Genomic DNA, 25,778 nt, shown 5'->3' with positions numbered 1-25,778 from the left:
GCCCTATCGGCGCGCCGGCAGCGGGGGCTGCGACTGGACGGCCGCGGCCATCGTGCGGAACTGCGCGACGGTGCCCGCGCCGGTGACCGCGAGCTGGGCGGCCCCGGATTTGCCGGTCAGCCGGGTGGTCCACACCGGTTCGCCGTCGCCGGCGTACACCACCCAGCCGGTGCCGTCGACGTCCTCGGTGCCGGTGGGGTGCATGCCCGGGTGGACGGACGCGACCAGCGGGGTCTCGTCGGCGTCGCTCTGGGTCAGGCTGACGTACATCCCGGTCGGGCTGAGGTAGCCGACGGTCGAGGTGAGCGCCCGCAGTCGGGGGCCGCCGTCGGGGTTGGTGCGCCCGTCGGTGATGCTGCCGCGGGCCCCGGAGTTGGGCTGCCAGCCGTCGGGAAGCTTCGGCAGCCGCACCGGGAAGCCGAATTGCTGTGCGTCGGCGTTCAACGCGGCGGACACGTCGTAGGACGGCGGCGGGCCGGTTCTGGCGCCGCCGGGGCGAAACGAGCAGGTCCCGGCCAGTCCCGCCAGCGCGATGCAGGCCAGAACCAGCGGGGCGATCGACCAGAACATGTCCCGGCCGTCCTGCAGCAGGCGCGGCTTCGCCGGTTTGGGCACTGGGCCGGCTGGGGGTGAGGGCTCCGCGGTCACGGGTGCCAGTATCCCAGCTAAGGGTCGCCAACCCGTCTCTGGGAGAATCGGCAACCGTGACAGGACCCTCTCGACGTGAAGCCCCAGACCGCAACCTAGCCCTCGAACTGGTGCGTGTCACCGAGGCCGGGGCCATGGCCTCGGGCCGCTGGGTGGGCCGCGGCGACAAGGAGGGCGGCGACGGCGCCGCCGTGGACGCCATGCGCGAACTGGTCAACTCGGTCTCGATGCGCGGTGTGGTGGTGATCGGCGAGGGCGAGAAGGACCACGCGCCGATGCTCTACAACGGCGAAGAGGTCGGCAACGGCGACGGCCCGGACTGCGACTTCGCCGTCGACCCGGTCGACGGCACCACGCTGATGAGCAAGGGCATGCCCAACGCCATCTCGGTGCTGGCGGTGGCCGAGCGCGGCGCGATGTTCGACCCGTCGGCGGTGTTCTACATGAACAAGATCGCCGTCGGGCCGGACGCCGCCGACGTGCTGGACATCACCAAGCCGATCGCCGAGAACATCAAAGCCGTCGCGAAGGTCAAAGGCCTCTCGCCCCGCGACATGACCGTCTGCATCCTGGACCGGCCCCGGCACGCCCAACTGATCCACGACGCACGCGCCACCGGAGCGCGCATCCGGCTGATCACCGACGGCGACGTCGCCGGCGCCATCTCGGCCTGCCGGCCCGACTCGGGCACCGACATGCTGGCCGGTATCGGCGGCACCCCGGAGGGCATCATCGCCGCCGCGGCGATCCGCTGCATGGGCGGCGCGATCCAGGCCCAGTTGGCGCCCACCGACGACGCCGAGCGGCAGAAGGCGATCGACGCCGGCTACGACCTGGACGAGGTGCTCACCACCGAGCACCTGGTCTCCGGCGAGAACGTCTTCTTCTGCGCCACCGGCGTCACCGACGGTGACCTGCTCAAGGGGGTGCGCTACTACCCCGGCGGCTGCACCACCCAGTCGATCGTGATGCGCTCGAAGTCCGGCACGGTCCGGATGATCGAGGCGTACCACCGGCTGTCGAAGCTCAACGAGTACTCGGCGGTCGACTTCACTGGCGACGCACACGCCGCCTACCCCCTGCCCTGACACCGATCTAGCGAGGACATTGCATGACTGAGTACCGCATCGAACACGACACCATGGGCGAGGTCCGGGTGCCCGTCAACGCCCTGTGGCGTGCCCAGACCCAGCGCGCCGTGGAGAACTTCCCGATCTCGCACCGCGGTCTGGAGCGCACCCAGATCCGGGCGATGGGCCAGCTCAAAGCGGCCTGCGCCCAGGTGAACAAGGACCTCGGCCTGCTCGCCGCCGACAAGGCCGACGCGATCATCGCCGCCGCAGCCGAGATCGCCGACGGCAAGCACGACGACCAGTTCCCGATCGATGTGTTCCAGACCGGCTCGGGCACCAGCTCGAACATGAACACCAACGAGGTCATCGCGTCGATCGCCGGGGCCGCGGGCGTGGACGTGCACCCCAACGACGACGTGAACATGTCGCAGTCCTCCAACGACACCTTCCCGACCGCCACCCACCTGGCGGCCACCGAAGCCGCTGTGCGCCACCTGATCCCGGCGCTGGAGGAGCTGCGCACCGCACTGGCCGGCAAGGCCGCAGAGTGGAAGACCGTCGTCAAGTCCGGCCGCACCCACCTGATGGACGCCGTTCCGGTCACCCTGGGCCAGGAGTTCTCCGGTTACGCCCGTCAGGTCGAGGCCGGCATCGAGCGCGTGCAGTCGGTGCTGCCCCGGTTGGGTGAGCTGGCGATCGGCGGCACCGCCGTCGGCACCGGGCTGAACGCCCCCGATGGTTTCGACGTCAAGGTGGTCGCGGCGCTGGTAGCCCAGACCGGCCTGAGCGAACTGCGGGCCGCCAAGAACCATTTCGAGGCCCAAGCCGCCCGGGACGGGCTGGTCGAGGCATCCGGTGCACTGCGCACCATCGCGGTGTCGCTGACCAAGATCGCCAACGACGTCCGCTGGATGGGGTCGGGTCCGCTGACCGGTCTGGCCGAGATTCAGCTGCCGGACCTGCAGCCGGGCAGTTCGATCATGCCGGGCAAGGTGAATCCGGTGCTGCCCGAGGCGGTCACGCAGGTCGCCGCGCAGGTGGTCGGCAACGACGCGGCGGTGGCCTGGGGCGGCGCGGGCGGAGCGTTCGAGCTCAACGTCTACATCCCGATGATGGCCCGCAACATCCTGGAGTCGTTCACGCTGCTGGCCAACGTGTCCCGGCTGTTCGCCGAGAAGTGCATCGTCGGTCTGGTCGCCAACGTCGAGCACCTGAAGGAGCTGGCCGAGTCGTCGCCGTCGATCGTGACGCCGCTGAACTCGGCGATCGGCTACGAGGAGGCCGCCGCGGTGGCCAAGCAGGCGCTCAAGGAGCACAAGACGATTCGTCAGACCGTGATCGACCGCGGCCTGATCGGCGAGAAGCTGTCGGAGGCCGAGCTCGACAAGCGCCTCGACGTGCTGGCGATGGCGAAGGTCAAGGACGCCTGACCCCGGCTGAGATCGCCGTCAGGGCTGTGACCGTCACCGGGTCGCAGCCCTGACTGCATTCTGCGGTCGGTACCGTCGCCGCTATGCGGATCGGGTATCGGGTCGTCGCCGGGTGGGCCGTCGCGCTGTCGGTCATGGGCACTCCGGCAGCCGGTGCCGACGGTGCGGTGATCCTGGGCGGCGGCGCCGCGATCACCGTGGGCGCCGAGCCGTGCACGTTGACCACGATCGGCACCGACGGCGGCGGCGCGATCGTCGGGCTGACCTCGGCGTCCTGCGGCGCTCCCGGCACGCCGGTGGCCGCCGGCTGGGCGCCGGGCGAACTGGGTACGGTCACCGCCACCAGCGAGGACCTGGACTACGCGGTGGTCACCTTCGACCGCACCAAGGTGACCCCGACCGCGGACTTCGCCGGGTATCCGATCAACGGCATCGGGCCCGACGCGGCACCCGGTCAGCAGGCCTGCAAGAACAGCCGGGAGTCCGGGGTGATCTGCAAGTCGGTGTCGATCGCCCCGGGTGCCGACCCGGACACCACGCTGCTGCACGTCTGCGGGGATCCCGACGACGCCGGCGCCCCGGTGACGGTCGACGGCCTGCTGGTCGGCATGATCCGCGGCAACTTCCCCGACCCGGGACGCTGCCCGGAGCGCAGGTTCACCGGCAAGGTCTGGGTTCGCAAGATCCCGCTGCGGGACCGCCCGGAGATCACCTCGATCAACGCGGTGATAGCCGATCTCAACGCCCGCGGTGGCGCCGGCGCGGGTTTCGTCCCGACCCCGGGCTGACGGATCAGGCTCGGCAGCTGCCGCCCTGCTCGGCGGCCAGCGGGATGCCGGCGCGGCGCAGCACCACGCTCAGCGGACACCATCCGACCATCGCGTTGAGTACCAGGTTGACCCCGACCCAGCCGGTCATCACCCGCCAGCGGCCGGTGTGCAGCCGTCCGAGGCCGAGGGTCAGCAGCACCACCACCCCTGCCACCAGGCCGGTGATCCGCTCGATCGGCCACCCGTGGGGCTTCGGCATGTCGAAGGTGTGCTGCGTCGACGGAGTCGTTTGCTGGTCGTACACGATGATTCTCCCATCCGGTTGGTATACCCCCCACGGTATATGAGAATGAGGCGCGGTTGCGCGGATGGGAGGCAACTCACTGAGCCACGCATTAGGAGTTCTGCATTACCCGCTGGTAGCCTGGCACGCCGGGGAGCAAACCTTAACGTAAGCCGGTCACCCGTCGTCAGCCCGAGTTCTACGAGTCATCGACGCCGCCATTTCACCGGATTGCGGGAACAGGACGGTACAACCGTGATCGATCCGGCCACCGCCGGGGCTAAGTAGCTGCCCGCGCATGTTTGGAGTCATCGTTGATGAACACGAGCGCGGGACCGCTGCCGACGATCCGGACGATTTAACCGCGATCACCCGGGCCCAGCTGCAGCGGTACGGCATCAGCACGCTGGTCGAGCTGGCCCCCGACGACGAGATCGATGACGTGATCGACGGTGCCACCGCACCCGACGACGTGGTCGTCATCTGTGCCGCGGAGCAACTGACGCCGCCGGTGATCCGCCTGCTGACGCTGCGCTCGGTGCGCGTCCCGGCACATTTCATCGTGCGGAACCCCGACGACGACGGGCGGATCATCGCCGCGCGGGTGGCGCGGGCGGACCTGGCGGAGCTCAACCACCGCAACCACCGCGACTTCGAAGACGATCTGCGCAAACTCGCCGAGATCCGCAAGCTGCACCGGTACGACTTCGAGAACGTCACCGCCAACGACGCGATCCGGGTCGGCGGCTCGTTCGCCAAGTCCGGGGTCCGGCCGTACTTCCACAAGCAGGCCACCGGCCGCGGCTCGGTGAAACTGCGCGACGAGGCGCGGTTCTACACCAGCCTGCCCAGGGCGCTGCGCGACAGCTACCCGCAGGTGCTGTTCTCGCAGGTCGATGGTGAGTCCACTCGGCTGGGGCTGGACTACGTCGGGCACCCCAACCTGCGCGACCTGCTGCTCAACCTGCAGATCACCCCGCGACATGCCGCATCCGTGCTCGAGCAGGTGCTGGATTACGAATACCGCCACGCCTACCGGGCGCATTCGACGCCGACACCGGCGAACTACCTGCAGGACTACCACTTCACCCGGGTGTGGAACCGGCTTGCGGTCACCATTGACCTCGACCCGGACTTCGCACCACTGATCCGCAGCCAGCGGCTGCAGGTCAACGGGCGCGTCATGCCGAACGTGCCGGCGATGCTGCTGCAGTTGGAGCGGGACGCCCACGCGGTCACCCGGCTCACGCCCGAGGGCGTCTCCCCGCACATCCACGGCGACCTGCACCTGGAGAACATCCTCTACGACCAGGAGTCGGACAAGTTCTGGCTGGTCGATCCGCGCGGATATCCGGTCTGCGACATCTACTACGACCTCGGCAAGCTGTCGCACAGCTACAACGGGCACTACGACCTGCTGCACGAGGGGCGCCACGAGGTCAGCCACATGGTCAGCGGCGACACCGCGATCCTGGACTTCGCGCTGCGGTCACCACATCTGGAGAGCGTCTACAACCAGTTGGGGCGGATCATGCGCGGCAGCATCGCCGACATCCTGGACACGGACTTCGAACAAGTCGAATCCCGGATCCGGTTCAACGAGGCGATGCACTTCTGCTCGGACATGCCGTTCCACATTCACGCCGAAGCGGCCCCGAACGTCGCCGCAGCCATCTACGCCACCGGCGCACTGCTTCTCGCGCAGGTTCTGGACGACTTCTCGATCGAGCCGGACTTCTCGACGAACCTGCACCACGACGCGCTGACCCGGATCACCGACCGGGCCGCCGTCGAGTGGCGCTTCCTGAGCTGATCGGGCGCCGGGAACAGACCATGTCTGCTGTGCGCGCGCGTCTTGTCGTGTTCGACATCGACGGCACCCTGCTCGACCCGGACAACCCGGTCTCGCCGGGCACCGTCGGCGCGCTGCGCGATCTGCAGGACCGGGGTCTGCAGCTGGCGTTCGCCAGCTCACGGCCGATCGAATCCCTGGCACTGTTCGCCCGCGACCTCGGGGTGACCGCACACCTGATCGGGTTCAACGGCGCCGTCGCGACGTCGACGGCGGGCCGGCAGCTGGTCGCGGAGACCTTCGTCGTGGACACCTTGCTGACGGAGCTGCTGCGCCGTTTCGCCGACAGCGGCGGCGCGGTGAACGTTTACCAGCCGGCCGGCTGGCTGGCCGTCGGTCCAGCCGCCGCGACCGACCACGAGGAGCAGGCGACCGGCCTGACCGCCGACCGTCGCAGCACGCCGGATCGCTTGTCGGAGTTGGCCGATGAGTCCGCGTTCAAGGTGATGTGCCGCGGCAGCACCGCGGCCCGCGCGGAACTGCTGTCTGCCGTGGCCGACCTGGCCGGCCTCACCGCGATGACCAGCGGCCCGGACTGCTGCGACATCCAGGCTCGCGGGGTGGACAAGGCCACCGCAATGCAGGAGTTGTGTCAGGACCTGGGCATCACCCCGGAGGCGGTGGTCGCGTTCGGTGACAGCGACTCCGACGCCCCGATGCTCGCGCTGGCCGGGTACGGCATCGCCGTGGGCAACGCCACCGAGTCGGCGAAAGCCGCTGCGCACGAACACATCCCCGGACCCGGCTCGGCTGCGGTGGCCGAGTGGCTGGGCCGGATAACGGCCTCGGCGTGAGCACCGACGTGCTGGTCCTCGGCGCCGGCGGTCGAGTCGGCGCGGCACTGTGCCGGCTGCTGCCCGGCTACGGGCTGACGGTGCGCGGCCTGACACGCGACGAGGTGGATCTGGGCGACGACGCGGCGCTGACGGACTGCATCGAGTCGACTGGCGCCCGGACGGTGGTGTACGCCATCGCGATCGCCGACCCGGATCGCTGCGAACAGGATCCGGAGGCCTCACATCTGGCCAATGTGGTTGGCGCGCAGCGAGTTGCGACGATCACGGCCCGGCTCGGCGGCCGGCTGATCTACTACTCGACGGACTACGTGTTCGGTGCGCCCGGACGCTACGCCGAGGCCGCCCCGGTGGCGCCGCTGCAGATCTACGGCCGGCACAAGGTCGAGGCCGAGCGGTCGGTGCTGAGCTGTGGTGACAACGTGGTGCTGCGGCTGCCGCTGCTGTTCGGGGCGCGGGACTTCGTCGGCGCAGCGGTCCGCGCGGTGCTGGACGGTTCCCCGCTGGCGGTCGATGATCGACAGCGCTTCCCGATCCCGCTGACGCACGTCGCGCGCGCCACCGCCCGGGTCATCGCCCCCGACACCGGTTCGGGGATCTACCACGCCGTCGGGTCCGACGTCGTGACGAAAGCCGGGTGGGTGGAGTACATCGCCGGCCTGCTGGGCAGGCCGCTGCCGCCCGAGCCCGCGCCGAGCGGAGCCGACGGCGCCCCGCGACCCGTGGACGTCGAACTGACGACCCGGCATCCGGAACTGCGCACCCCGCCCGGGACACTGTGGGCGGCGACCCGGGACAGGGTCACCGAGCTCACTCCCCTGCCCTAACCCCGCGAGCGTTTACCCGTGGGCGAAGGCCGACAAGCGCATCCGCCGCCACGCAGGACCGACCGGCAATACCATTGCCGTGGCGCTAGCGGCATCACCCTCCAACCAGCACTACCTGCGCCGCGAACTGCTCCGGCCGACTCGGCACGCCCCGGTCACGCCCCGTTGTTCGGCCCGCCCGAGTTCGCGCCGGGGATGTCGGTGATCGGGAAGTTCGGCATCGGCGGCGGCGACGGCGTCACCGGTAACTCCGGAATCCGCGACGCCGGGATGTCGTGCAGCTCGTTGACCGGCGGACCGTTCTCCCGGCCGCCGTAGACGCTGCCCGGAGCCCGCTCACCGAGCAGCCGGCTGACCGTCACCAGGTGGTAGCCGTTGGCTTTCAGCACCGGCAGGAACTGGTACACCAGATCGACGGTGGACGAGTAGGTGTCGTGGAACAGCACCACCGAGCCCGGCTTGATCTGCGTCATCAGCATGTACCGGGTGGCGGCCGTGTCGGAGTCGTTGATCCAGTCGAACGGGATGACGTCCCACAGGATCGCGGCCAGCCCCAGGCTGTCGGCCTGCTCGTTGACCGCGTTGTTGGTCAGGCCCCCGGCGGGGCGCCACAGCGTCGGCGTCGCACCCGTCGCGTCCTGGATCGCCTCGTTGGCCTTCGACAGCTGCCCGGCGATGTCGTCGCCCGGGATGGCGGTCATGTTGGGGTGCTCCCAGGTGTGGCTGCCGATCTCCATCCCGGCGTCGGCGATCCGCTTGGCGCCCGCCGGATTTGCGGCCACCTTGTTGCCGATCAGGAAGAAGGTGGCCCGCGCGTCGTTCTCGGTGAGGATCTTCAGCAGCCGATCGGTGTAGGGGCCAGGGCCGTCGTCGAAGGTCAGAGCCACACACTTGACCGCCGCGCAGTCCACCGCTCCGCTGTCGACGGCATGCTCCGGTCCGCCGGTGCACGCGCCCAGCGTCACGGCGGCGAGCGCAGCGGCGATACCGGTGACGATCCGCATCCCGGCAGCCTACCGGGCGTTGACTCTGCGGCCACGGCGGAAAAGTTCGAGTGATCCCCGCCGTGGGCGCAGAGTCAACGGGAAGTCACGGCAGTGCTTCCGGGTTGATCTCCTCCAGCATCTCGGTGACCAGCGCCGCGATCGCCGATCGTTCACTGCGCAGCAGCGTGATGTGCGCGAAAAGCGGGTGCCCCTTGAGCTTTTCGATGACTGCGCCGACACCGTCGTGCCGGCCGACTCGCAGATTGTCGCGCTGGGCGACGTCGTGGGTGAGCACCACCCGCGACCCGGTGCCCAGCCGGGACAGCACAGTCAGCAGCACGTTGCGCTCCAGCGACTGCGCCTCGTCGACGATCACGAACGAGTCGTGCAGCGACCGGCCCCGGATGTGGGTCAGCGGCAGCACCTCGAGCATCCCGCGGGAGAGCACCTCCTCCAGCACGGCAGGGCTGGCCAGGCCCTCCAGAGTGTCGAAAACCGCCTGCGCCCACGGCCCCATCTTCTCGTTCTCGCTGCCGGGCAGGTAGCCCAGTTCCTGGCCACCGACTGCATACAGCGGGCGGAACACCACCACCTTGCGCTGGGTGCGCCGCTCCAGGACCGCTTCGAGTCCGGCGCACAGCGCCAGCGCCGACTTGCCGGTGCCGGCCTTGCCGCCCAGCGAGACGATGCCCACCGACTCGTCGAGCAAAAGATCCAGCGCCACCCGCTGCTCGGCGGAGCGGCCGCGCAGCCCGAACACCTCCCGATCACCGCGGACCAACTGCACCCGCTTGGCGGCGTTGACCCGGCCCAGCGCGTGCGAACTACCCCCCAGCAACCGGATTCCGGTGTGGCAGGGCAGATCCCGCGCACCCTCCAGGTCGAGCTCACCGTCGGCGAACAACGTGTCGATGTCCTCAGCGGCGGCGTCCACCTCTGCCATCCCGGTCCAGCCGGAGACGACGACGTCCTGCGCGTGGTATTCGTCGGCGGCCAGCCCCAGTGCGGACGCCTTCACCCGCAGCGGAATGTCCTTGCTCACCAACGTGACTCGTCGCCCCTCCGCCGCGAGGTTGGCGGCGCAGGTCAGGATCCGGCAATCGTTGGTGTCGCCGCGGAACCCGGTCGGCAGCACCGCCGGATCGCTGTGGTTGAGCTCGACATGCAGCGTGCCGCCCTGAGCGCCGACCGGAATCGGCTGATCGAGGCGACCGTGCTCCAGGCGCATGTCGTCGAAGAGCCGCAACGCCTGGCGGGCAAACCACCCGAGCTCATGGTGGTGACGTTTGGCTTCCAGTTCACTGATGACCACGAGCGGAACGACCACCTCGTGCTCTGCGAACCGGGTGCAAGCCCACGGATCCGACAGCAACACGGAGGTGTCCAGCACATATGTCCGGATTTCAGCCACGGGGCGCTCCTGCGGGGATGGCGCGCGCGGCCCCGCACGTGCGTGTGAACGGGGCTGCGACACCAGGACCGGGGCCGGTCCTGCCGTAGTCGTAACGGAAGGTGCCGCTTCGACAGCAAAGCATCTGGCTAGCCATCGATTGCGACGGTACTCCCGGCCCCGCCCACCAATCGGGCAGGCGCGCCGTGTCACGGCGCGGTCTTTAGGCGATAACGAATTGCTTGAGCGCGGGGTCCGCGGCCAGCCCCCAGGCGCTGATCCGGTCGGAGATCACCCGGCGCAGCTGGTCGGGGCCGAAGATGCCGGCCTCGGCGATGCCGGGCAGCCGGTCGGCGTACGGGTCGATGTCGGCGCCGAGCACCTCCAGTTCGGCGGCGCGGGCGGCGATGGCGGCCACCGTCTCGTCGTGCACGTAGTCCAGGCAGTGCGCGACGAGGTTGGCGAAGAACTCCTCGTGGCGCTCCTCGTCACCGGCGATCCGGCCGATCAGGCCTTTGAGCACCGGTTCCTCGGTCGCGTCGGCCAGGTTGCGGCAGAACTCGGCGTGGATGCGCTCGAAGAACGCCATGAACACCAGCGTCTCGACCTGGCTGAACCGCTCGGCCCGGTAGCCCTTCATCACGTGTTGCATGCGCACGCGCTCGTTCTCGTCGGGGTCGATCTCCCGGGTCACGATGAGGTACTCGCGCAGCGCGATCGCGTGCAGGTGCTCCTCGGCGGTCCACCGGCCGATCCAGCGGCCCCACTTGTCCTCGAGGATGAAGTGCTCGACGAGTTCGCGGTGGTAGCCGGCCAGGCTGTCCTTGATGATCAGCAGCACCTCGGTGGCGTCGGTGATCACCTTGGGCAGTGTGACCTGCGACGGGTCCCAGTCCTTGCCGCCGAGGAACGCGAAGTTCTCGCCCTGGTCGAACGGCACGTAGTCGTGCGCGTACCACGGGTCGACGGACTCGATGTGCCGATTCAGGTTCGCGTCGACGACCGGTTCCAGTTCGACGATCAGTGCGTTAGCAACGGGTCTCTGCGCCATGAAAGTAACTGTAACCCGAATTCACACGTTTCTCGCAATCGGGATCGTGGTGTGTGTCACCGACCCCGCCGCGCCCGGTCAGACGAGCTTCCAGTCCTCCAGGCCGTCGTACAGCGGGAAGTCCTGCGCCAGCTTGGCGACCCGGGCCCGCAGCGCCGGCACGTCGGCCGCCTTACCCGCCGCCAGCGCGGTGGCGATGATGTCGGCGACCTCGGTGAACTCAGCATCGCCGAAGCCGCGCGCGGCCAGCGCCGGGGTGCCGACCCGCAGGCCGGAGGTGACCATCGGCGGCCGCGGGTCGTTGGGCACGGCGTTGCGGTTCACCGTGATGCCGACCTCGTGCAGCAGATCCTCGGCCATCTGCCCATCGAGCGGGGAGTCGCGCAGGTCGACCAGCACCAGGTGGACGTCGGTGCCGCCGGAGACCACCGAGACACCGGCCTTGGCGACGTCGGCGGCGAGCAGGCGCTCGGCGATGATCTTGGCGCCGGAGAGCACCCGCTGCTGACGCTCGGCGAACTCGGGGGTGCCGGCGATCTTCAGCGCGACGGCCTTGGCGGCGATTACGTGCATCAGCGGGCCGCCCTGCTGACCGGGGAAGACCGCGGAGTTGATCTGCTTAGCGAATTCCTTCTTGCCGACGATCAGCCCGGAGCGCGGGCCGCCGAGGGTCTTGTGCACGGTGGTGGAGACGACCTGGGCGTGCGGCACCGGCGACGGGTGCAGTCCGGCGGCGACCAGACCGGCGAAGTGCGCCATGTCCACCCAGAGGGTGGCGCCGACCTCGTCGGCGATCGACCGGAACGCCTCGAAGTCGACAATCCGCGGGTAGGCCGACCAGCCGGCGATGATCACCTTCGGCTGGAACTCCTTGGCCTGCGCCCGCACCACGTCCATGTCGATGCGGTGGGTGACCGCGTCGACGCCGTAGAAGGCGTTCTCGTAGAGCTTGCCGGAGAAGTTCAGCCGCATGCCGTGGGTGAGGTGCCCGCCGTTGGCCAGGTCCAGGCCGAGCAGCCGCTCACCGGGCTCCATCAGCGCCTGCAGCACCGCGGCGTTGGCCTGCGCACCCGAATGCGGCTGCACGTTGGCGAACTCGGCGCCGAACAGCTCCTTGGCCCGGTCGCGGGCGATGTTCTCCACCACGTCGACGTGCTCGCAGCCGCCGTAGTAGCGCCGGCCCGGCAGGCCCTCGGCGTACTTGTTGGTCAGGACGCTGCCCTGCGCCTGCAGCACCGCGCGCGGCACGAAGTTCTCCGACGCGATCATCTCCAGCGTGTCGCGCTGGCGGCCCAGCTCCTTGCCGAGCAGTTCGGCGATGTCGGGGTCGAGCTCGGCGAGCGGGGTCGACATCGTGGAGGCAGGGCGGGTGTGGGGGGCTGCAGTCACGCCGGACAGTCTATAGAGCCAGCTCGGACCGCAGCGACGACGGGATCAACGGCTCATCGAGCAGCCGGCCGAACCGGGCGGTGAGGCTCACCCCGGTCGGACGCGCGTCGAGCCAGCCGCGCAGCAGCCGGTAGCCCTCCACATACGTCGAGGTGTAGGCCCGCCACAGCGGCGAGGACAGGAACCGCAACGACTGCCGCGCCCGGTCGTCGGAGATCAGCAGCCAGCGCCGCAGGTAGGCCGCCACCTCGTCGGCGTCGCGGTGCTCGTCGTGCAACATCAGCGCCGCGTCCTGGCGCACGTCGGCCAGCGCGGCGGAGGCCTCGGACACCGCCTCGGCCTTCACCCCGTCGAACCGCAGTCCCAGGTCGGCGTAGATCTCCTCGGCCCAGGCACCCCAGCCGGGCCCGACCGCGGCATACAGCGCCAGATCCGCCAAGCCCTCGGCCATCAGGCACTGCGGGGTGTTGACCAGGAAGATCGTCTGTTCGGCCTGACCGTCGCGATGCACCAGGCCGGCCTCCTTGCGGCAGTGCTCGGTGTGATGGCCGGGGTAGGACTCGTGGGCCACCAGCCGCGGCAGGGTCGCCATCAACTGCTTGAGGTCGGCGTTGACCGCGACGGTGGAGCGGTAGTCGCCCTCGTAGTAGTTGAACCCCGACCACGGCTTGTCGGTGACCACCTCGTAGCTGATGGTCTCGGTGTCGGGCAGCGGGAACTCGGCGCGCACCCGGTCGCGCAGCGCCGACGAGAACGCGTGGATGCACGCTTCGAGCCGCTCCGGCGGGATCTCGTCGGCCCGGCGGTGCGCCGCCATCCGCTCGGCCAGCGGCCCGCTGCCGCCCAGCACCTCGTCGAGGCGGGCGTGCGCGGCCCGGTAGCGGTCCGGGTCGCCCTTGGCGATATCGACGTCGAAGTAGTCGCGCACCTCCTCGACGAAGCCGACCTGCTGCCCGGCGAACTTGCGGCCGGCGCACGCCAGTGCGCGCAGATGCACCCGCAGGTAGTCGCTGCGCGCGGCATCCAACCCGGCGGGCAGCGCGCCGAGCAGCCGCTCCGCCTGGCGGGCCAGATCGGCCGGGTCAGGCGCCGGTTCGTTCTCCACCTGCCGGCGCAGCGCCGGATCGCCGGTGAACGCATCGACGTAACCGGACTCGACCCGGTCGAAGCGCAGACCGAGCAGCAGGTACTCCCGGATCAACTCCATGACCGTCAACCGTACGGATATGACAGGAAGTCGGCAGGGTCCGGATTGTTAGCGTCGGGGAATGCCGATGTCCTCAGTGGGAACCGCTGCCGCACTCGCCCTGGGTTCCGCGCTATGCGTCGCAGTCGGCGACGTGCTGCAGCAGCGCGCGACGCAACGCCTCACCAACACCGCGGTCGGCGGACTGCGGTTCTACGCGACACTGCTGCACAACCGGCGCTGGCGGTGGGGCGCGACGCTGCTGCTGGTGAGCATCGCGCTACAGGCCGAGGCACTCGATCAGGGATCGGTGCTGCTGGTGCAGGCGCTGCTGGTGCTCTCCCTGCTGTTCGCCCTGCCGATCAGCGCCCGGATGGTGCCCCGCCGGGTGACCGGCTTCGAGTGGAGTTGGGCCGCGGTGCTCACGGCGGCCGTGATCGTGATCGTCACCGTCGGCAACCCGCAGGCCGGCCAGGCTCGCGGTACGGCGGAGACCTGGGCGCTGGTGGCGGGGGTGCTGGTGCCGCTGCTGGCCGGCTGCGTGGTGGCCGCGCGGATCCGCGGCGGTGCGCTGGCCGCCGTGCTGCTCGCGTTCGTCTCCGGGTCGCTGTGGGCGGTGTTCGCCGTGCTGACCAAGGGGGTGATGGCCCAGCTGCACCACGGCCCGATCGCTGCGGCGACGTCGCCGGAGCTGTACGCCTGGCTGCTGGTCGCGATCGGCGGATTCGCCTGGGAGCAGTCGGCGTTCCGGGCAGGGTCGCTGACCGCATCGATGCCGACGCTGGAGGTGTCGCAGCCGCTGGTGGCGGCAGCGCTGGGGGTCGTGGTGCTCGGCGAGACGCTGAACACCGGCCCGCTGGGCATGGCCGTGCTGGCGCTGGCGGTGGTGGCGATGACCGTGGCGACGGTCCAGCTCGCACGTGCGGACGCGGTGGCGACGCATTCGCGGATCCAGGCGCAGCTTTCCGGCGCCGCCGCGGATCGGGCCTAGTCGACCGCCCCCGCCGCGGCGGGTGCAACCGCGGCTGCAAGACTGTGTGGTCATGCGGCGGCTTAGCGAGCCGAGTCCCTACGTGGAGTTCGACCGACGGCAGTGGCGGGCACTGCGTATGTCGACGCCACTGCCCCTGATCGAGGAAGAGGTCGTCGCGCTGCGCGGCCTCGGCGAGCAGGTCGACCTGCTGGAGGTCGAAGAGGTCTACCTGCCACTGGCCCGACTCCTGCACCTGCAGGTCGCCGCCCGGCAGGGCCTGTTCGCCGCCACCGCCGAATTCCTCGGCGAGCCGCAGCAGAACCCGGACCGGCCGGTGCCGTTCATCATCGGGGTGGCCGGCAGCGTCGCCGTCGGCAAGTCGACCACCGCCCGTGTGCTGCAGGCGCTGCTGGCCCGCTGGGACCACCACCCGCGGGTGGACCTGGTCACCACCGACGGTTTCCTGTACCCGAACGCCGAGCTGGAACGACGGAACCTCATGCACCGCAAGGGGTTTCCGGAGAGCTACAACCGGCGGGCACTGATGCGGTTCGTCACCTCGGTGAAGTCCGGGTCGGATCAGGTGTGCGCGCCGGTGTATTCGCATCTGAGCTACGACATCGTCGCCGGCGCCAAGCAGGTGGTCCGCCACCCCGACATCCTGATCCTGGAGGGGCTCAACGTCCTACAGACCGGGCCGACGCTGATGGTCTCCGACCTGTTCGACTTCTCGCTGTACGTCGACGCCCGCGTGGAGGACATCGAGCACTGGTACGTCTCCCGGTTCCTGGCGATGCGCTCCACCGCGTTCGCCAACCCGGCATCGCATTTCCACCACTACTCCGGGCTCAGCGATCAGCAGGCGGTGGCCGCCGCCCGCGACATCTGGCGCTCGATCAACCGGCCGAACCTGGTGGAGAACATCCTGCCGACCCGGCCGCGGGCCACCCTGGTGCTGCGCAAGGACGCCGACCACTCCATCAACCGGTTGCGCCTGCGCAAGCTCTGACTACGGCTGCGGCTGCGTTCCCGGCGCCGGCTCAGGCGTAGGCGGCGGGGGTGGCGGCGGCGGCTCGGGTGCCGGCGGCGGAGGCGGCGGCTCCGGCGCCGGGGGCGGCGGAGGTGGCTCAGGTGCTGGCGGCGGGGGCGGCTCGGGCGCCGGCGGTGGAGGCGGCGGCTCCGGTGCCGGCGGCAGCGGCGGCACCGGCTCGGGTGTCGGCGGCACCTCCGGCGCCGTCGTCACCGGCGCCGTGGTCTTGGTCAGGGTGTCCGGGCACAGTTCGTGCTGCGCGGCGTCGATCAACGTCTGGCTGATCCCGCTGGCGATCTTCGTGCCGAAGCGGTCCTTGGCCGGGCGTCCCCGCCGCAGGTTCTGGCAGATGATCCCGCCGAACTGGACCGCTCCCGCCGGGGTGGTGAGCCCGGGCTGGTTCTGGTATTTGAACCCGTGGGTGTCGAGGTACTTGAGGAAACTCGCGTCGTCGGCCTGCGCCGGTGCGGCAACGGAGATCAGGGTCGCCGGGATCACCGTCATCGCTGCCAACTGCCACTTCATGCTTCGAACTGTAGAGGGTGCATCCGCGCCCCCGCCGCCGCGGCCGGTCACAGGTTCGGCTGGACGGTCCGGATCGCCGCGGTGGACAGGTTGGCGACGGTGTCGATGAGGTCGTCCAGGGTCAGTTGACTGCTGCCGTCGAGCCAGTCGGTGACGGCCTGCGCGGTACCGGTGACCAGGATGACGGTGACGACGTACTGCCGGGCCCGCTGCTTCTCCGAAGTGTCGGTGCCCCTGACGATCTCGTCGACGATCAACTCCGCCAGGGCGTGTTCGGCGCGACCGACGGCGGCGTACATCTGCCCGTTGCCGATCACGTCGACGAACAGTCGCGCACGGCGGGGGTCGGCGGTGAGGAACGTGACCACCCCGGATGAGGCGGCCCGGAAGCGGTCCTCCAGTTCGGTGTGCGCCCTTACCGATTCGATGGCGCCGGCCAGGATCTGCGCGATCAGCCCGTCGGCGACCGCGGCGAAAAGCTCGTCGCGGGAACGGAAATGCTCGTAGAAGTAGCGCTTGGACAGTCCGGCCTTGGCGCAGACCGCCTCGATGGTGGTGCCCGCCATGCCACTGTCGGCGATGACGGTCAGACCCGCCTCCAGCAGGGCCGCCCGGCGCTGCTGCAGGCGCTGCTCGGCGCTGACCCCCCGGAACGGCCGGACCACGGGCGAACTCGTCACGAATCCAATCTTGACACACCCGGTTACCACTTTTACGTTGTAGGAACGCAATCGTTCCTACTTTTGAGGCCGAGGAGGCCGCATGTTCGGAAAGCTGACCAGCGCATTCACCCCGTCCCGCCCCGCGATCACCATCGCCCAGCCCACGCAGTCGTCGTCCCGCTGGGGGAAATCGACCGGAATCCCCCGGCACCGGGTCGGGGTGGTCGGCATCGAGCGTGAAACCCCCGACGCGATCACCCTGCTGCTGGAACCGGTCGGCGGGAAGCCGATATCGTTCCGGGCCGGGCAGTACCTGACGCACTGCCTGGACATCGACGGCGCGACGGTGAAACGTGCCTACTCGATCAGCGCCGCCGAGGGCGACCGGCTGGCCTGCACGATCAAGACCGTCGCGAACGGGGTGGCGTCGCAGTTCATCGCCGACGACGTCTCGGTCGGCTACGAGTACACCGTGATCGGCCCGACCGGCGACTTCCTGCTGCCGGCGAAAGCATCAGCGCCACTGGCGTTCCTGGCCGCCGGCAGCGGCATCACCCCGGTGATGGCGCTGATCGCCACCGCCCTGCGCGACGACCCCGACCGGGTGATCGACCTGGTCTACGCCGCCCGCCGGCAGTCCGAGGTGATCTTCGCCGAACGGCTGGCCAAACTCGAGGGCGACCATCCGGGCCTGACGATCACCCGGGTGTTCTCCCGGCCCGACGAGGACTGGACGGGCCCGCGCGGTCGGTTGGAGCCCGAGCAGGCCGCGCAGTTGCTGACGGCCCACGCCGACGCCGAGATCTACCTCTGCGGGCCGGAGGATCTGATGGCGACCACGACGGCCGCCCTGCTCGCCGACGGCGTCGGCGCCGGCCGCATCCACACCGAACGGTTCTTCGCCGCGGCTCAGCACACCACTCCCCTGCCGACGATCCCGCAGCCGATCGAGTTCCGCCGGTCGAATCTGACGATCGTCGCCCAGCCCGGCGAGACGATCCTGGAGGCCGGCCTGCGTCACGGCGTGAAACTCGATTACAGCTGCACCGTCGGCGGCTGCGGCGCCTGCAAGGTGCGGATGGTCTCCGGCGCGGTCAGCATCGACGAGCCGAACTGCCTGACCGACGCCGAGAAGGCCAACGGTGAGACGCTGGCCTGCTCCGCCTATGCCCTAGAACCCGCTGTCGTAGACGCATAACCCCTGATTAGGAGGCAGAAAAATGGTCACCCTGTCCGTCGACAAAATGGTGGAAGGCCTGCCACTCAAGGCCCAGAACAAGATCTACACCACCCTCGATCAGGTCGGGATCATGCTCGGCATGAAGAACCCGAAGGTGGCGGTCTCGATGGCGCCGTCGGCGGTGCGTGGGCTGGTGCTGGAGAAGGGCAAACACGGCGACTTCGTGGAGATGAAGGCCAACCACAGCACCTACTTCAGCCTCACCTACGGCACCGATTTCGCCGAGATGTACGAGCTGTACCGGCGCGCGGTGAGCAACCAGTGGGACGGCGACGCCGACCTGCCGTGGGACACCGACGTCGACCGGGACAACCCGGCCACCCCGATCCTGTCCCGCGACTTCGTGCCGTTCGACATCGTGGAGAGCTTCGGGGTTCACCTCAACCCCGCCGAGGAACGCCAATTCACCTGGGACTTCGCCGCCTGGATGCTCAGCCAGTTCATGCACGGCGAGCAGGGCGCGGTGTACGCCGCCGCGCAGACCGTCGAATGCGTGCAATGGGTCGACGGCAAGCTCTACGGCGCCACCCAGGTGATGGACGAGGGCCGGCACCTGGAGGTGTTCCTGCGCTACCTGCAGACCAAGATGGAGAAGACCTACACCATCAACGACAACCTGTTCGTCATCATCGACTCGCTGATGAGCGACAGCCGGTGGGACTTCAAGTTCCTCGGCATGCAGATCATGGTCGAGGGCCTGGCGCTGGGCGCGTTCACCACGCTGTACCAGACCACCCGGGAGCCGCTGCTCAAGCAGCTGCTGAAGATGGTGATCCAAGACGAGGCCCGGCATGTGCACTACGGGGTGCTGGCGCTGCGCGATCACATCGCCCAGCTCTCCGAGCGGGAACGCCGGGAGCGCGAGGACTGGGTGTACGAGGTGTCGATCCTGATGCGCAACCGGTTCAAGGCCCACGAGATCTACGACGAGTGGTTCTCGCACAAGTTCCCGCTCAAGGCCTGGGATCAGGCCACCCAGAACGCGCCGAGCACGCTGGGCTTCCGGCGGATCATGTTCGAGCGGCTGATCCCCAACCTGGAGTACATCGGGCTGATGAGCGACCGGATCAAGGGCGACTACGAGAAGGCCGGCCTCACCCAGTACCTGGGCGGCAAGAACGCGACCGAACTGAACGCCGACGACCTGACCTCAGCGCAGGCGGTCGCCGAACTCGGCGACGACGCCCCGGCGGAACTGCACGACGCGGTCGGTGCTCAGCGCCCGTAGCGGCGGTGCCGGGCGGTGTAGTCGCGCAGGGCCCGCAGGAAGTCGACCCGACGGAATGCGGGCCAGTGCGCCTCGGTGAACCACATCTCCGAATAGGCGCTCTGCCAGAGCAGGAAGCCCGACAGTCGCTGCTCCCCGGAGGTGCGGATCACCAAATCTGGGTCCGGCTGGCCGGAGGTGTAGAGGTTCTCCGAGATGCCGTCGACGGTCACCGCGTCGACCAGCTCCTCGGCGGTGGCCCCGTTGGCCAGTTCCTTGCCGAGCAGCCCGCGCACCGCATCGACGATCTCCTGCCGACCGCCGTAGCCGACCGCGACGTTGACGTGAAACCCGCCGTTGGTCGTCCGGGCGGTCTTCTCCACCGCCTCCCGGAGCCGGCGGGCCGGTTCGGCGCCGATCAGCTCCAGGTCGCCGACGGTGCGCACGCTCCACCGGTTCGCCGGGGCGCAGATCTCCTCGACGACGTCGGTGATGATGCCGATCAGCACCCCGAGCTCCCCCGGGTCACGCTGCAGGTTCTCGGTGGACAGCAGGTAGACGGTGGCCATCTCGACGCCGGTGTCGGCGCACCAGCGCAGCATCTCGGCGATCTTGGCCGCACCCATCCGGTAGCCGTAGCTGACGTCGTCGTAGCCGGCGTCGCGTGCCCAGCGCCGGTTCCCGTCGCACAGCACCGCGATGTGGCGGGGCAGCTCGGATCGCGATGCCGCCAACTCCTGCCGGAGGCGCATCTCGTAGATCCGATACAGCGGCTCTTTCAGGCGCGCCGGGATGATCGCCACGGAATCCGAGACTACTGTGGTCGACGAAGATAACCGGCAATCCGGGGGGAATCCGCTGGAAGTCAGGAAGCGCATATGAGCACCGACACGGTCGCGGGGTCCAATTCCGCCGACGTTCCCGCTGCTACCGATGCACCGCACGCCAAACCCCGCGCCCGCGGCTGGATTCATCTGGTCTCGGCGATCGTGGCGGTCATCGCGGGCGCGGCGCTGATCTCGGTGACCTGGCCGCTGGCCGGGCTCGAAGCCGGCCTGGCGACGTTCGTCTACACGATCTCGGTGGTGGGGATGTTCGCGGTCAGCGCGACCTACCACCGGATCACCTGGAAGACCGTCGCCGCCCGGATGCGGATGAAACGGCTCGACCACGCGATGATCTTCGTCTTCATCGCCGGCACCTACACCCCGTTCGCGCTGCTGGCGATGGACCACGGCCGACAGGAACGGCTGGTGATGAGCATCGTCTGGGGCGGCGCGCTGGCCGGGGTGCTGCTGAAGGTCTGCTGGCCGACCGCACCGAAATGGGTGGGTGTGCCGCTCTACCTGCTGCTGGGCTGGGTGTCGGCGTTCTTCATCGCCACGATCATGCACAACGCCGGGGTGGCCGCGATGGTGCTGCTGACCGTCGGCGGTGCGCTCTACAGCATCGGCGCGATCATGTACGCGTTGAAGTGGCCGGACCCGTGGCCGGAGACGTTCGGCTACCACGAGTTCTTCCACGCCTGCACGGCGGTGGCAGCGATCTGTCAGTACATCGCGATCTGGTTCGCGGCGCTGTACTGAGCCCCCTTACAGCTGGGTGATGTTCGCCGCCGACCAGTAGGCCTTCATCCCGGCGATCTTGCCGTCGCCGTCGAAGACCATCACGTCGATCGGCTCGATCCGCATCCGGTGGTCGCCGTTGGTGATGACCAGGCTGAATGCGAACGCCGCCTCGTGGCCCGCGACCCGGATCGTCACCAACTCCGCTGCGCGATCCAGGTTCTCGATCGCCGCATAGAAGTTGCGGATCGCCTGACGGCCGATGTGCACCTCACCGCCGACCGGGTCCTCCAGGGTGGCGTCGTCGGCGTACAGCGCCGCGAAGTCATCGGCACCGCCGCTGTTGAGCAACTCGATGTAGCGGTGCACGGCGGCGGTGATGGCCTGGGCCCGGTCGGGTGCGCTCGTCATGTGCCGCAGGTTACACCGGCGGCCCGGCCGGCACTCCGAGGGCCGCGGCCAACGGCGCGGCACCGCGCACCGGCAGGTCGCAGACCCGACCGCGGCAGACGTAGGCGGCGTCGGCGCCGTCGACCCGGCCCCGCCCGGTCAGCAGCTCCGAGGAGTCCGGCGCCCCGCCGACGACGATCGTGCCGCCCGGCGCCAGCCGGCGGGCGTCAGTCAGCAGCGCCGAATCGGCGGGGTCGCAGGCCACGGCGATCTGCAGCGGCCCGGCGACGGCGCATTCGGCGACCGCCAGCCAGTGCCCGGCCGAACGCGGCGCGGAGTCCAGCAGCGGCGCGTGCGCGGCCAGCGCGGCGTCGGCGGCCTGCCGGTAGCGGTCGGCCCGGTCCGCGCCGGCCAGGTGAGCCGCGGTCAGCAGCGCCTCGGTGATCAGCGCCGCCCCCGACGGTGTGGCACCGTCCAGCGGATCGCCGGGGCGCAGCATCAGCTGTTCGGCGTCATCGGCGGTGTCGAACCACCGGCCGGGCCGCTCCGGGTCGGCGAAATGGCTCAGCGCGCTGTCCAACAGGTCGGTGGCCGTCGCCAGCCAGCGTGCCTCACCGGTCAGCTGGAAGACGCTGAGCAGCCCGGTCGCCAGCGCACCGTAGTCCTCCAGGATCGCCGCGCTCTCCCCGACCACACCACCCAGGCTGGCGCGACGCAGTCGGCCGTCCACCAGGTGCAGATCCACCACGGCCGCAGCGCAGGACCGGGCCGCCTCGATCAGCGCCGGATCCCGCAGCGCCACACCGGCTTCGGACAGGGCGGTGATGGTCAGCCCGTTCCAGGAGGTGACCACCTTGTCGTCGCGGCCGGGCTGCGGGCGGGCGCGCCGCGCCGCGAGCAGCGCGCCGCGGATCCGCTCCAGGCGAGGATCGTCGGGGTCGACGGCACCTTCCGGGGCCTGCAGCACCGAGGCCCCCGCCTCGAACGTGCCGGCCGCGGTCACGCCGAAAGCCGTTGCCGCCCACGCCCCGTCGTCCACCCCGAGAACCCCGGTCAGTTGCGCCGGCGTCCACACATAGCTGGCTCCCTCGCGGCCGTCGGCGTCGGCGTCCAGCGACGAGACGAACATGTCCCGGTCGGAGAGCTCATCGAGCAGGAACCGGGCGGTCTGCTGCGTCACCCTGATCGCCACCGGGTCCGCGGTGCGCCGCGCCCAGTGCGCGTACGCCCGCAGCAGCAGCGCGTTGTCGTACAGCATCTTCTCGAAATGCGGTACCACCCAGGCCTTGTCGACGCTGTACCGGGCGAACCCACCGGCGAGCTGGTCGTAGATCCCACCGCGTGCCATTGCCGAGCCCGCGCGGGTCACGGCGTCCAGCGCCGCAACGGACCGGGTTCGTTCGTAGTGCCGCAGCAGCGCTTCCAGCAGCGCCGACGGCGGGAACTTCGGCGCACCGCCGAATCCGCCGTGCTCGACGTCCTCGTCACGCAGCACCCGCTGCACCGCGCGATCGCAGAGCATCGCATCGACCGGCGGGCCGCCGTCGGGCAGACTCGCCGCCATCGACCGCAGTTCGTCGGCGATCCGGGTGGACGCGTGCTCCACTTCGTCGCGGCGGCTGCGCCAGGTGTTGGAGATCGCCGAAAGCAGTTTCAGGAACGAATGTTTCGGGTAGTAGGTGCCGCAGTAGAACGGTCTGCCGTCCGGGGTGAGGAAGCAGGTCATCGGCCAGCCGCCCTGCCCGGTGAGCGCGATGGTGGCGTTCATGTACACCGCATCAAGGTCCGGGCGTTCCTCGCGGTCGACCTTGATGCAGACGAAACCGTCGTTCAGCACCGCGGCGACCTGCTCGTCCTCGAACGACTCGTGCGCCATCACGTGGCACCAGTGGCAGGCGGCGTAGCCGATCGACAGCAGGATCGGCACGTCGCGCCGGGCGGCCTCGGTCAGTGCCTGCGACGTCCACTCCTGCCAGTGCACCGGATTGTCGGCGTGCTGACGCAGGTACGGACTGGTGGATTCGGCGAGACGGTTGACCACCGTCCAACCCTATGCCCTACGGCATCGAGGACGCCTCGTCGTCACCGGCACCGTCACCGTCATCGAGTGTGCCCTCGTCGGCGGCTTGATCGGCCGCCGGATGCTCCGGGTCGAACGACTCCGGCACCTTCTTCAACTGCCGGTTCATCGACCACACCAGCGCGAAGGTGCCGAGCAGCAGCAGCACGATCACCAGCAGGCCGAACGGGCTGGCCTTGCCGAAGTCCGGCCCGGTGTTGTGCGGCCCGTCGTCGGCGAGGATCGACAGCGCCTGCAGCGCGAGGTGAGTCACTGGTCGTCCTCGATTCCGGCGAACAGGTCGGTTTCGGGCAGCGTGATCGGCACCCGGGAGCGCGCCAGTTCGTACTCCTCGGTGGGCCACAGCCGCTGCTGCCAGTCGATCGGCGCCGCGAAGAAGTCACCGTTCGGGTCGATCTGGGTGGCGTGCGCGCGCAGTGCGTCGTCGCGCTGGCTGAAGTATTCGGCGCACTCGACGCGGGTGGTGACCCGGTCGGCGAACACGTCGTGGTCGGGCTGCCAGTGCTCCAGCCACTTGCCGAACGGGCCAGCCTGCCCGTGCTTGGCGAACTCGTCCTGCAGCAACTGCATCCGCTGCCGCAGAAACCCGTGGTTGTAGTACAGCTTGGCGACCGACCACACCGGCCCGGCCTGCGGGTAGCGCCGGTAGTCGGCGGCGGCCTCGAACGCGGCCACCGAAACCTGGTGGCAGCGAATGTGATCCGGGTGCGGGTAGCCGCCGTTCTCGTCGTAGGTGGTCATCACATGCGGCCGGAACTCGCGCACCACCCGCACCAACGCCTCGACGGGCCCCTCCATCGGCACCGTCGCGAAGCAGCCCTCCGGCAGCGGCGGCAGCGGGTCGCCCTTGGGCAGCCCGGAGTCGATGAACCCCAGCCACCGGTGCTCGACGCCGAGGATCTCGGCGGCCTTCGCCATCTCATCGCGGCGGATCTCGGCGATGCGGCCGTGCACGTCGGGCAGGTCCATGGCGGGGTTGAGGATGTCGCCGCGCTCACCGCCGGTCAGCGTCACCACCATCACCCGGTGGCCGGCTTCGGCGTAGCGGGCCAGCGTCGCCGCCCCCTTGCTGGACTCGTCGTCCGGGTGGGCGTGCACCGCCATCAGCCGTGCCCCGCTCATCTGCGCATTCCCTGTTCCGCCTACTTCCGGCCGCCGGTTCCCGGCAGGGGCCCTATAGTTCCAGATGGTTTCCGGTCCCCATAGTTCCACCATGTTCGCCGGGCGCGGTAACCGATCCCGACTCGACTCGTGACCCTGGGACGCCCCGCACCATGACCGACCCCACCCCCGCCCGCTACGGCAACACCGGACTGCGCGCCACCCCACGGCGACTGGTGGCGATCGCCCTGGCCGCCCTGGCCGTGGCCACGATCACCGGGCTGGCGATCCTCGGGTATCACCGGTTGTCGGGCGCCGACGTCAAGGGCGAACTCTTCGGCTACCAGGTGATCGATGACCAGACGGTGTCGGTGAAGATCACCGTGACGCGGTCGGATCCGTCGCAGCCGGTGGTGTGCATCGTGCGGGTGCGGGCGGTGGACGGCAGTGAGACCGGCCGGCGCGAGGTGCTGGTCCCTCCGTCGGATTCGGCAACCGTCCAGGTGACGACGACGGTGAAATCCTCCCAGCGCCCGATGATGGGCGACGTCTACGGCTGCGGCACCGACGTGCCAGGTTATCTGCGCTCGCCCTGAGACCGCGGTGGTAGGCTCTTGGGATACACGGTCCCCGACTGGGACCGTGTATTGCTGCATTAGAACGACGTCAAGAAAACGGCGTCGGCCTGCGCCGAACCCGTTCGGCGCCGGTACCCCCAGGCATGCGCAAACCCGCTTTCCGAACTGCCCGGGGCCGACGACACAAGGAGCACAGTGAGATGACGGACACTCAGGTGACCTGGTTGACGCAGGAGTCACACGACCGGCTCAAGGCCGAGCTCGACCAGCTGATCGCCAACCGTCCGGTGATCGCCGCGGAGATCAACGACCGCCGCGAAGAGGGCGACCTGCGCGAGAACGGCGGTTACCACGCCGCCCGCGAGGAGCAGGGCCAGCAGGAGGCCCGCATCCGCCAGCTGCAGGAGCTGCTCAACAACGCCAAGGTCGGCGAGGCGCCGACGCAGTCCGGGGTGGCCCTGCCGGGTTCGGTGGTGACCGTCCGCTACGACGACGGGGACACCGAGACCTTCCTGATCGCCACCCGCCAGGACCGTACCAACGACGGCGAGCTGGAGGTGTACTCGCCGAGTTCACCGCTGGGCGGCGCCCTGCTCGACGCCAAGGTCGGCGAGGAGCGCAGCTACACGGTGCCCAACGGCAAGACCGTCAAGGTGACGCTGGTCAGCGCCGAGCCCTACCACGCGTAAACGCGCACTCCTCAACAGCGGGCGTGCAGAATTACCCGGCCCCGCCGGGCTGTTGCGGA

At 69.5% G+C, this 25,778-nt stretch carries 27 protein-coding genes; 13 read left to right on the top strand and 14 right to left on the bottom strand.

The genetic code is table 11. From position 1 onward, the window contains the following. Positions 1-3: 3 nt before the first annotated feature. On the bottom strand, positions 4-648 hold the full coding sequence (locus tag KIH27_RS13930) for a DUF4245 domain-containing protein (RefSeq protein WP_214093555.1): 645 nt from the start codon (positions 646-648) through the stop codon (positions 4-6). Positions 649-650: 2 nt separating this feature from the next. On the opposite strand from KIH27_RS13930, the gene glpX reads away from it, so the two are divergent. The 3 genes from glpX to KIH27_RS13915 all read left to right on the top strand — a co-directional run bounded on the left by glpX (position 651) and on the right by KIH27_RS13915 (position 3,939). Continuing rightward, positions 651-1,736 (top strand): class II fructose-bisphosphatase, encoded by a 1,086-nt coding sequence (gene glpX, locus KIH27_RS13925; RefSeq protein ID WP_372451384.1) that lies wholly within the window; start codon positions 651-653, stop codon positions 1,734-1,736. A gap of 23 nt (positions 1,737-1,759) precedes the next feature. Further along, on the top strand, positions 1,760-3,151 hold the full coding sequence (locus tag KIH27_RS13920) for a class II fumarate hydratase (RefSeq protein WP_214093554.1): 1,392 nt from the start codon (positions 1,760-1,762) through the stop codon (positions 3,149-3,151). 83 nt (positions 3,152-3,234) lie between these two features. Continuing rightward, positions 3,235-3,939 (top strand): chymotrypsin family serine protease, encoded by a 705-nt coding sequence (locus KIH27_RS13915; protein ID WP_214093553.1) that lies wholly within the window; start codon positions 3,235-3,237, stop codon positions 3,937-3,939. Between the two features lie 4 nt (positions 3,940-3,943). Here the strand turns inward: KIH27_RS13915 and KIH27_RS13910 are convergent, their stop codons facing one another. Continuing rightward, positions 3,944-4,180 carry a YgaP family membrane protein gene (locus KIH27_RS13910; RefSeq protein ID WP_214093552.1) on the bottom strand — a complete coding sequence of 79 codons (237 nt, stop codon included), beginning with the start codon at positions 4,178-4,180 and terminating at the stop codon, positions 3,944-3,946. Between the two features lie 322 nt (positions 4,181-4,502). On the opposite strand from KIH27_RS13910, the gene KIH27_RS13905 reads away from it, so the two are divergent. Genes KIH27_RS13905 through KIH27_RS13895 form a run of 3 tightly spaced genes read left to right on the top strand, consistent with a single transcriptional unit; the run spans position 4,503 to position 7,677 of the window. Further along, positions 4,503-6,017, top strand: a complete 1,515-nt coding sequence (locus KIH27_RS13905; protein ID WP_214093551.1) for a hypothetical protein — start codon at positions 4,503-4,505, stop codon at positions 6,015-6,017. A gap of 20 nt (positions 6,018-6,037) precedes the next feature. Next, entirely contained in the window at positions 6,038-6,850 is an 813-nt protein-coding gene (locus KIH27_RS13900) for a Cof-type HAD-IIB family hydrolase (protein WP_214093550.1), read from the top strand. Further along, the gene (locus KIH27_RS13895) at positions 6,820-7,677 is read left to right on the top strand and encodes an SDR family oxidoreductase (RefSeq protein ID WP_214093549.1); all 858 of its coding nucleotides are present in this window, start codon (positions 6,820-6,822) and stop codon (positions 7,675-7,677) included. Before KIH27_RS13900 ends, KIH27_RS13895 begins: the two co-directional genes overlap by 31 nt. Positions 7,678-7,832: 155 nt before the next feature. Here KIH27_RS13895 and KIH27_RS13890 read toward each other — a convergent pair whose 3' ends face one another. The 5 genes from KIH27_RS13890 to KIH27_RS13870 all read right to left on the bottom strand — a co-directional run bounded on the left by KIH27_RS13890 (position 7,833) and on the right by KIH27_RS13870 (position 13,700). Then, on the bottom strand, positions 7,833-8,681 hold the full coding sequence (locus tag KIH27_RS13890) for a polysaccharide deacetylase family protein (protein ID WP_214093548.1): 849 nt from the start codon (positions 8,679-8,681) through the stop codon (positions 7,833-7,835). Positions 8,682-8,766: 85 nt separating this feature from the next. Beyond that, entirely contained in the window at positions 8,767-10,074 is a 1,308-nt protein-coding gene (gene phoH2 / locus KIH27_RS13885) for an RNA 5'-3' helicase PhoH2 (protein WP_214093547.1), read from the bottom strand. Positions 10,075-10,276: 202 nt separating this feature from the next. Then, positions 10,277-11,104: an acyl-ACP desaturase gene (locus KIH27_RS13880; protein ID WP_214093546.1), complete on the bottom strand. Its 828-nt coding sequence runs from the start codon at positions 11,102-11,104 to the stop codon at positions 10,277-10,279. 78 nt (positions 11,105-11,182) lie between these two features. Then, positions 11,183-12,457 (bottom strand): serine hydroxymethyltransferase, encoded by a 1,275-nt coding sequence (gene glyA / locus KIH27_RS13875; protein WP_214093618.1) that lies wholly within the window; start codon positions 12,455-12,457, stop codon positions 11,183-11,185. A 46-nt stretch (positions 12,458-12,503) separates the two neighbouring features. Further along, positions 12,504-13,700, bottom strand: coding sequence for a DUF885 domain-containing protein (locus KIH27_RS13870; protein ID WP_214093545.1), 1,197 nt, complete (start codon positions 13,698-13,700; stop codon positions 12,504-12,506). Positions 13,701-13,761: 61 nt separating this feature from the next. Here KIH27_RS13870 and KIH27_RS13865 point away from each other — a divergent pair, with 61 nt between their 5' ends. Together KIH27_RS13865 and coaA are read left to right on the top strand one after the other, a co-directional pair. Beyond that, on the top strand, positions 13,762-14,670 hold the full coding sequence (locus KIH27_RS13865; RefSeq protein WP_214093544.1) for a DMT family transporter: 909 nt from the start codon (positions 13,762-13,764) through the stop codon (positions 14,668-14,670). A 52-nt stretch (positions 14,671-14,722) separates the two neighbouring features. Further along, positions 14,723-15,661: a type I pantothenate kinase gene (gene coaA / locus KIH27_RS13860; protein WP_214093543.1), complete on the top strand. Its 939-nt coding sequence runs from the start codon at positions 14,723-14,725 to the stop codon at positions 15,659-15,661. Here the strand turns inward: coaA and KIH27_RS13855 are convergent, their stop codons facing one another. Both KIH27_RS13855 and KIH27_RS13850 read right to left on the bottom strand, forming a co-directional pair. Then, positions 15,662-16,207: a DUF732 domain-containing protein gene (locus tag KIH27_RS13855; RefSeq protein WP_214093542.1), complete on the bottom strand. Its 546-nt coding sequence runs from the start codon at positions 16,205-16,207 to the stop codon at positions 15,662-15,664. A 47-nt stretch (positions 16,208-16,254) separates the two neighbouring features. Next, the gene (locus tag KIH27_RS13850) at positions 16,255-16,887 is read right to left on the bottom strand and encodes a TetR/AcrR family transcriptional regulator (RefSeq protein ID WP_214093541.1); all 633 of its coding nucleotides are present in this window, start codon (positions 16,885-16,887) and stop codon (positions 16,255-16,257) included. An 82-nt stretch (positions 16,888-16,969) separates the two neighbouring features. On the opposite strand from KIH27_RS13850, the gene KIH27_RS13845 reads away from it, so the two are divergent. After that, positions 16,970-18,067 carry a ferredoxin--NADP reductase gene (locus tag KIH27_RS13845; protein ID WP_214093540.1) on the top strand — a complete coding sequence of 366 codons (1,098 nt, stop codon included), beginning with the start codon at positions 16,970-16,972 and terminating at the stop codon, positions 18,065-18,067. A gap of 22 nt (positions 18,068-18,089) precedes the next feature. Then, the gene (locus KIH27_RS13840; RefSeq protein ID WP_214093539.1) at positions 18,090-19,337 is read left to right on the top strand and encodes a ferritin-like domain-containing protein; all 1,248 of its coding nucleotides are present in this window, start codon (positions 18,090-18,092) and stop codon (positions 19,335-19,337) included. Here KIH27_RS13840 and KIH27_RS13835 read toward each other — a convergent pair. Continuing rightward, entirely contained in the window at positions 19,325-20,119 is a 795-nt protein-coding gene (locus KIH27_RS13835; RefSeq protein ID WP_214093538.1) for a (2Z,6E)-farnesyl diphosphate synthase, read from the bottom strand. The genes KIH27_RS13840 and KIH27_RS13835 overlap by 13 nt on opposite strands. A gap of 75 nt (positions 20,120-20,194) precedes the next feature. Between KIH27_RS13835 and trhA the strand changes: the two genes are divergently transcribed. Further along, the gene (gene trhA / locus KIH27_RS13830; protein ID WP_214093537.1) at positions 20,195-20,902 is read left to right on the top strand and encodes a PAQR family membrane homeostasis protein TrhA; all 708 of its coding nucleotides are present in this window, start codon (positions 20,195-20,197) and stop codon (positions 20,900-20,902) included. A 6-nt stretch (positions 20,903-20,908) separates the two neighbouring features. Here trhA and KIH27_RS13825 read toward each other — a convergent pair whose 3' ends face one another. From KIH27_RS13825 to mca, 4 genes are read right to left on the bottom strand one after another with little or no spacing between them, the layout of a single operon-like run. Continuing rightward, positions 20,909-21,292, bottom strand: a complete 384-nt coding sequence (locus KIH27_RS13825; protein ID WP_214093536.1) for a nuclear transport factor 2 family protein — start codon at positions 21,290-21,292, stop codon at positions 20,909-20,911. 10 nt (positions 21,293-21,302) lie between these two features. Beyond that, positions 21,303-23,312 (bottom strand): thioredoxin domain-containing protein, encoded by a 2,010-nt coding sequence (locus KIH27_RS13820; protein WP_214093535.1) that lies wholly within the window; start codon positions 23,310-23,312, stop codon positions 21,303-21,305. A 16-nt stretch (positions 23,313-23,328) separates the two neighbouring features. Further along, on the bottom strand, positions 23,329-23,604 hold the full coding sequence (locus tag KIH27_RS13815) for a hypothetical protein (protein ID WP_214093534.1): 276 nt from the start codon (positions 23,602-23,604) through the stop codon (positions 23,329-23,331). After that, positions 23,601-24,473: a mycothiol conjugate amidase Mca gene (mca, locus tag KIH27_RS13810; protein WP_214093533.1), complete on the bottom strand. Its 873-nt coding sequence runs from the start codon at positions 24,471-24,473 to the stop codon at positions 23,601-23,603. The genes KIH27_RS13815 and mca overlap by 4 nt, the downstream gene beginning before the upstream one ends. A gap of 152 nt (positions 24,474-24,625) precedes the next feature. Between mca and KIH27_RS13805 the strand changes: the two genes are divergently transcribed. Beyond that, complete coding sequence (locus KIH27_RS13805) at positions 24,626-25,048, top strand: DUF4307 domain-containing protein (RefSeq protein ID WP_214093532.1); 423 nt, start codon at positions 24,626-24,628, stop codon at positions 25,046-25,048. Positions 25,049-25,230: 182 nt separating this feature from the next. Continuing rightward, the gene (gene greA, locus KIH27_RS13800) at positions 25,231-25,719 is read left to right on the top strand and encodes a transcription elongation factor GreA (RefSeq protein ID WP_214093531.1); all 489 of its coding nucleotides are present in this window, start codon (positions 25,231-25,233) and stop codon (positions 25,717-25,719) included. Positions 25,720-25,778 lie beyond the last annotated feature (59 nt).

It is taken from the genome of Mycolicibacter acidiphilus, from assembly GCF_018455725.1.
GTDB lineage: Bacteria > Actinomycetota > Actinomycetes > Mycobacteriales > Mycobacteriaceae > Mycobacterium > Mycobacterium acidiphilum.
The sequence above is the reverse complement of the archived record's forward strand: the minus strand, read 5'-3'. Positions and strand labels throughout refer to the sequence as shown.

What these genes read in the sequence shown, in the direction of transcription:
- KIH27_RS13920 (WP_214093554.1), top strand. Translation starts at nt 1,760, where the DNA reads ATGACTGAGTACCGCATCGAACACGACACCATGGGCGAGGTCCGGGTG.
- KIH27_RS13915 (WP_214093553.1), top strand. Translation starts at nt 3,235, where the DNA reads ATGCGGATCGGGTATCGGGTCGTCGCCGGGTGGGCCGTCGCGCTGTCG.
- KIH27_RS13910 (WP_214093552.1), bottom strand. Translation starts at nt 4,180, where the DNA reads ATGCCGAAGCCCCACGGGTGGCCGATCGAGCGGATCACCGGCCTGGTG.
- KIH27_RS13905 (WP_214093551.1), top strand. Translation starts at nt 4,503, where the DNA reads ATGTTTGGAGTCATCGTTGATGAACACGAGCGCGGGACCGCTGCCGAC.
- KIH27_RS13900 (WP_214093550.1), top strand. Translation starts at nt 6,038, where the DNA reads ATGTCTGCTGTGCGCGCGCGTCTTGTCGTGTTCGACATCGACGGCACC.
- KIH27_RS13890 (WP_214093548.1), bottom strand. Translation starts at nt 8,681, where the DNA reads ATGCGGATCGTCACCGGTATCGCCGCTGCGCTCGCCGCCGTGACGCTG.
- KIH27_RS13880 (WP_214093546.1), bottom strand. Translation starts at nt 11,104, where the DNA reads ATGGCGCAGAGACCCGTTGCTAACGCACTGATCGTCGAACTGGAACCG.
- glyA (WP_214093618.1), bottom strand. Translation starts at nt 12,457, where the DNA reads ATGTCGACCCCGCTCGCCGAGCTCGACCCCGACATCGCCGAACTGCTC.
- KIH27_RS13870 (WP_214093545.1), bottom strand. Translation starts at nt 13,700, where the DNA reads ATGGAGTTGATCCGGGAGTACCTGCTGCTCGGTCTGCGCTTCGACCGG.
- KIH27_RS13865 (WP_214093544.1), top strand. Translation starts at nt 13,762, where the DNA reads ATGCCGATGTCCTCAGTGGGAACCGCTGCCGCACTCGCCCTGGGTTCC.
- coaA (WP_214093543.1), top strand. Translation starts at nt 14,723, where the DNA reads ATGCGGCGGCTTAGCGAGCCGAGTCCCTACGTGGAGTTCGACCGACGG.
- KIH27_RS13855 (WP_214093542.1), bottom strand. Translation starts at nt 16,207, where the DNA reads ATGAAGTGGCAGTTGGCAGCGATGACGGTGATCCCGGCGACCCTGATC.
- KIH27_RS13845 (WP_214093540.1), top strand. Translation starts at nt 16,970, where the DNA reads ATGTTCGGAAAGCTGACCAGCGCATTCACCCCGTCCCGCCCCGCGATC.
- KIH27_RS13840 (WP_214093539.1), top strand. Translation starts at nt 18,090, where the DNA reads ATGGTCACCCTGTCCGTCGACAAAATGGTGGAAGGCCTGCCACTCAAG.
- trhA (WP_214093537.1), top strand. Translation starts at nt 20,195, where the DNA reads ATGAGCACCGACACGGTCGCGGGGTCCAATTCCGCCGACGTTCCCGCT.
- KIH27_RS13825 (WP_214093536.1), bottom strand. Translation starts at nt 21,292, where the DNA reads ATGACGAGCGCACCCGACCGGGCCCAGGCCATCACCGCCGCCGTGCAC.
- mca (WP_214093533.1), bottom strand. Translation starts at nt 24,473, where the DNA reads ATGAGCGGGGCACGGCTGATGGCGGTGCACGCCCACCCGGACGACGAG.
- KIH27_RS13805 (WP_214093532.1), top strand. Translation starts at nt 24,626, where the DNA reads ATGACCGACCCCACCCCCGCCCGCTACGGCAACACCGGACTGCGCGCC.
- greA (WP_214093531.1), top strand. Translation starts at nt 25,231, where the DNA reads ATGACGGACACTCAGGTGACCTGGTTGACGCAGGAGTCACACGACCGG.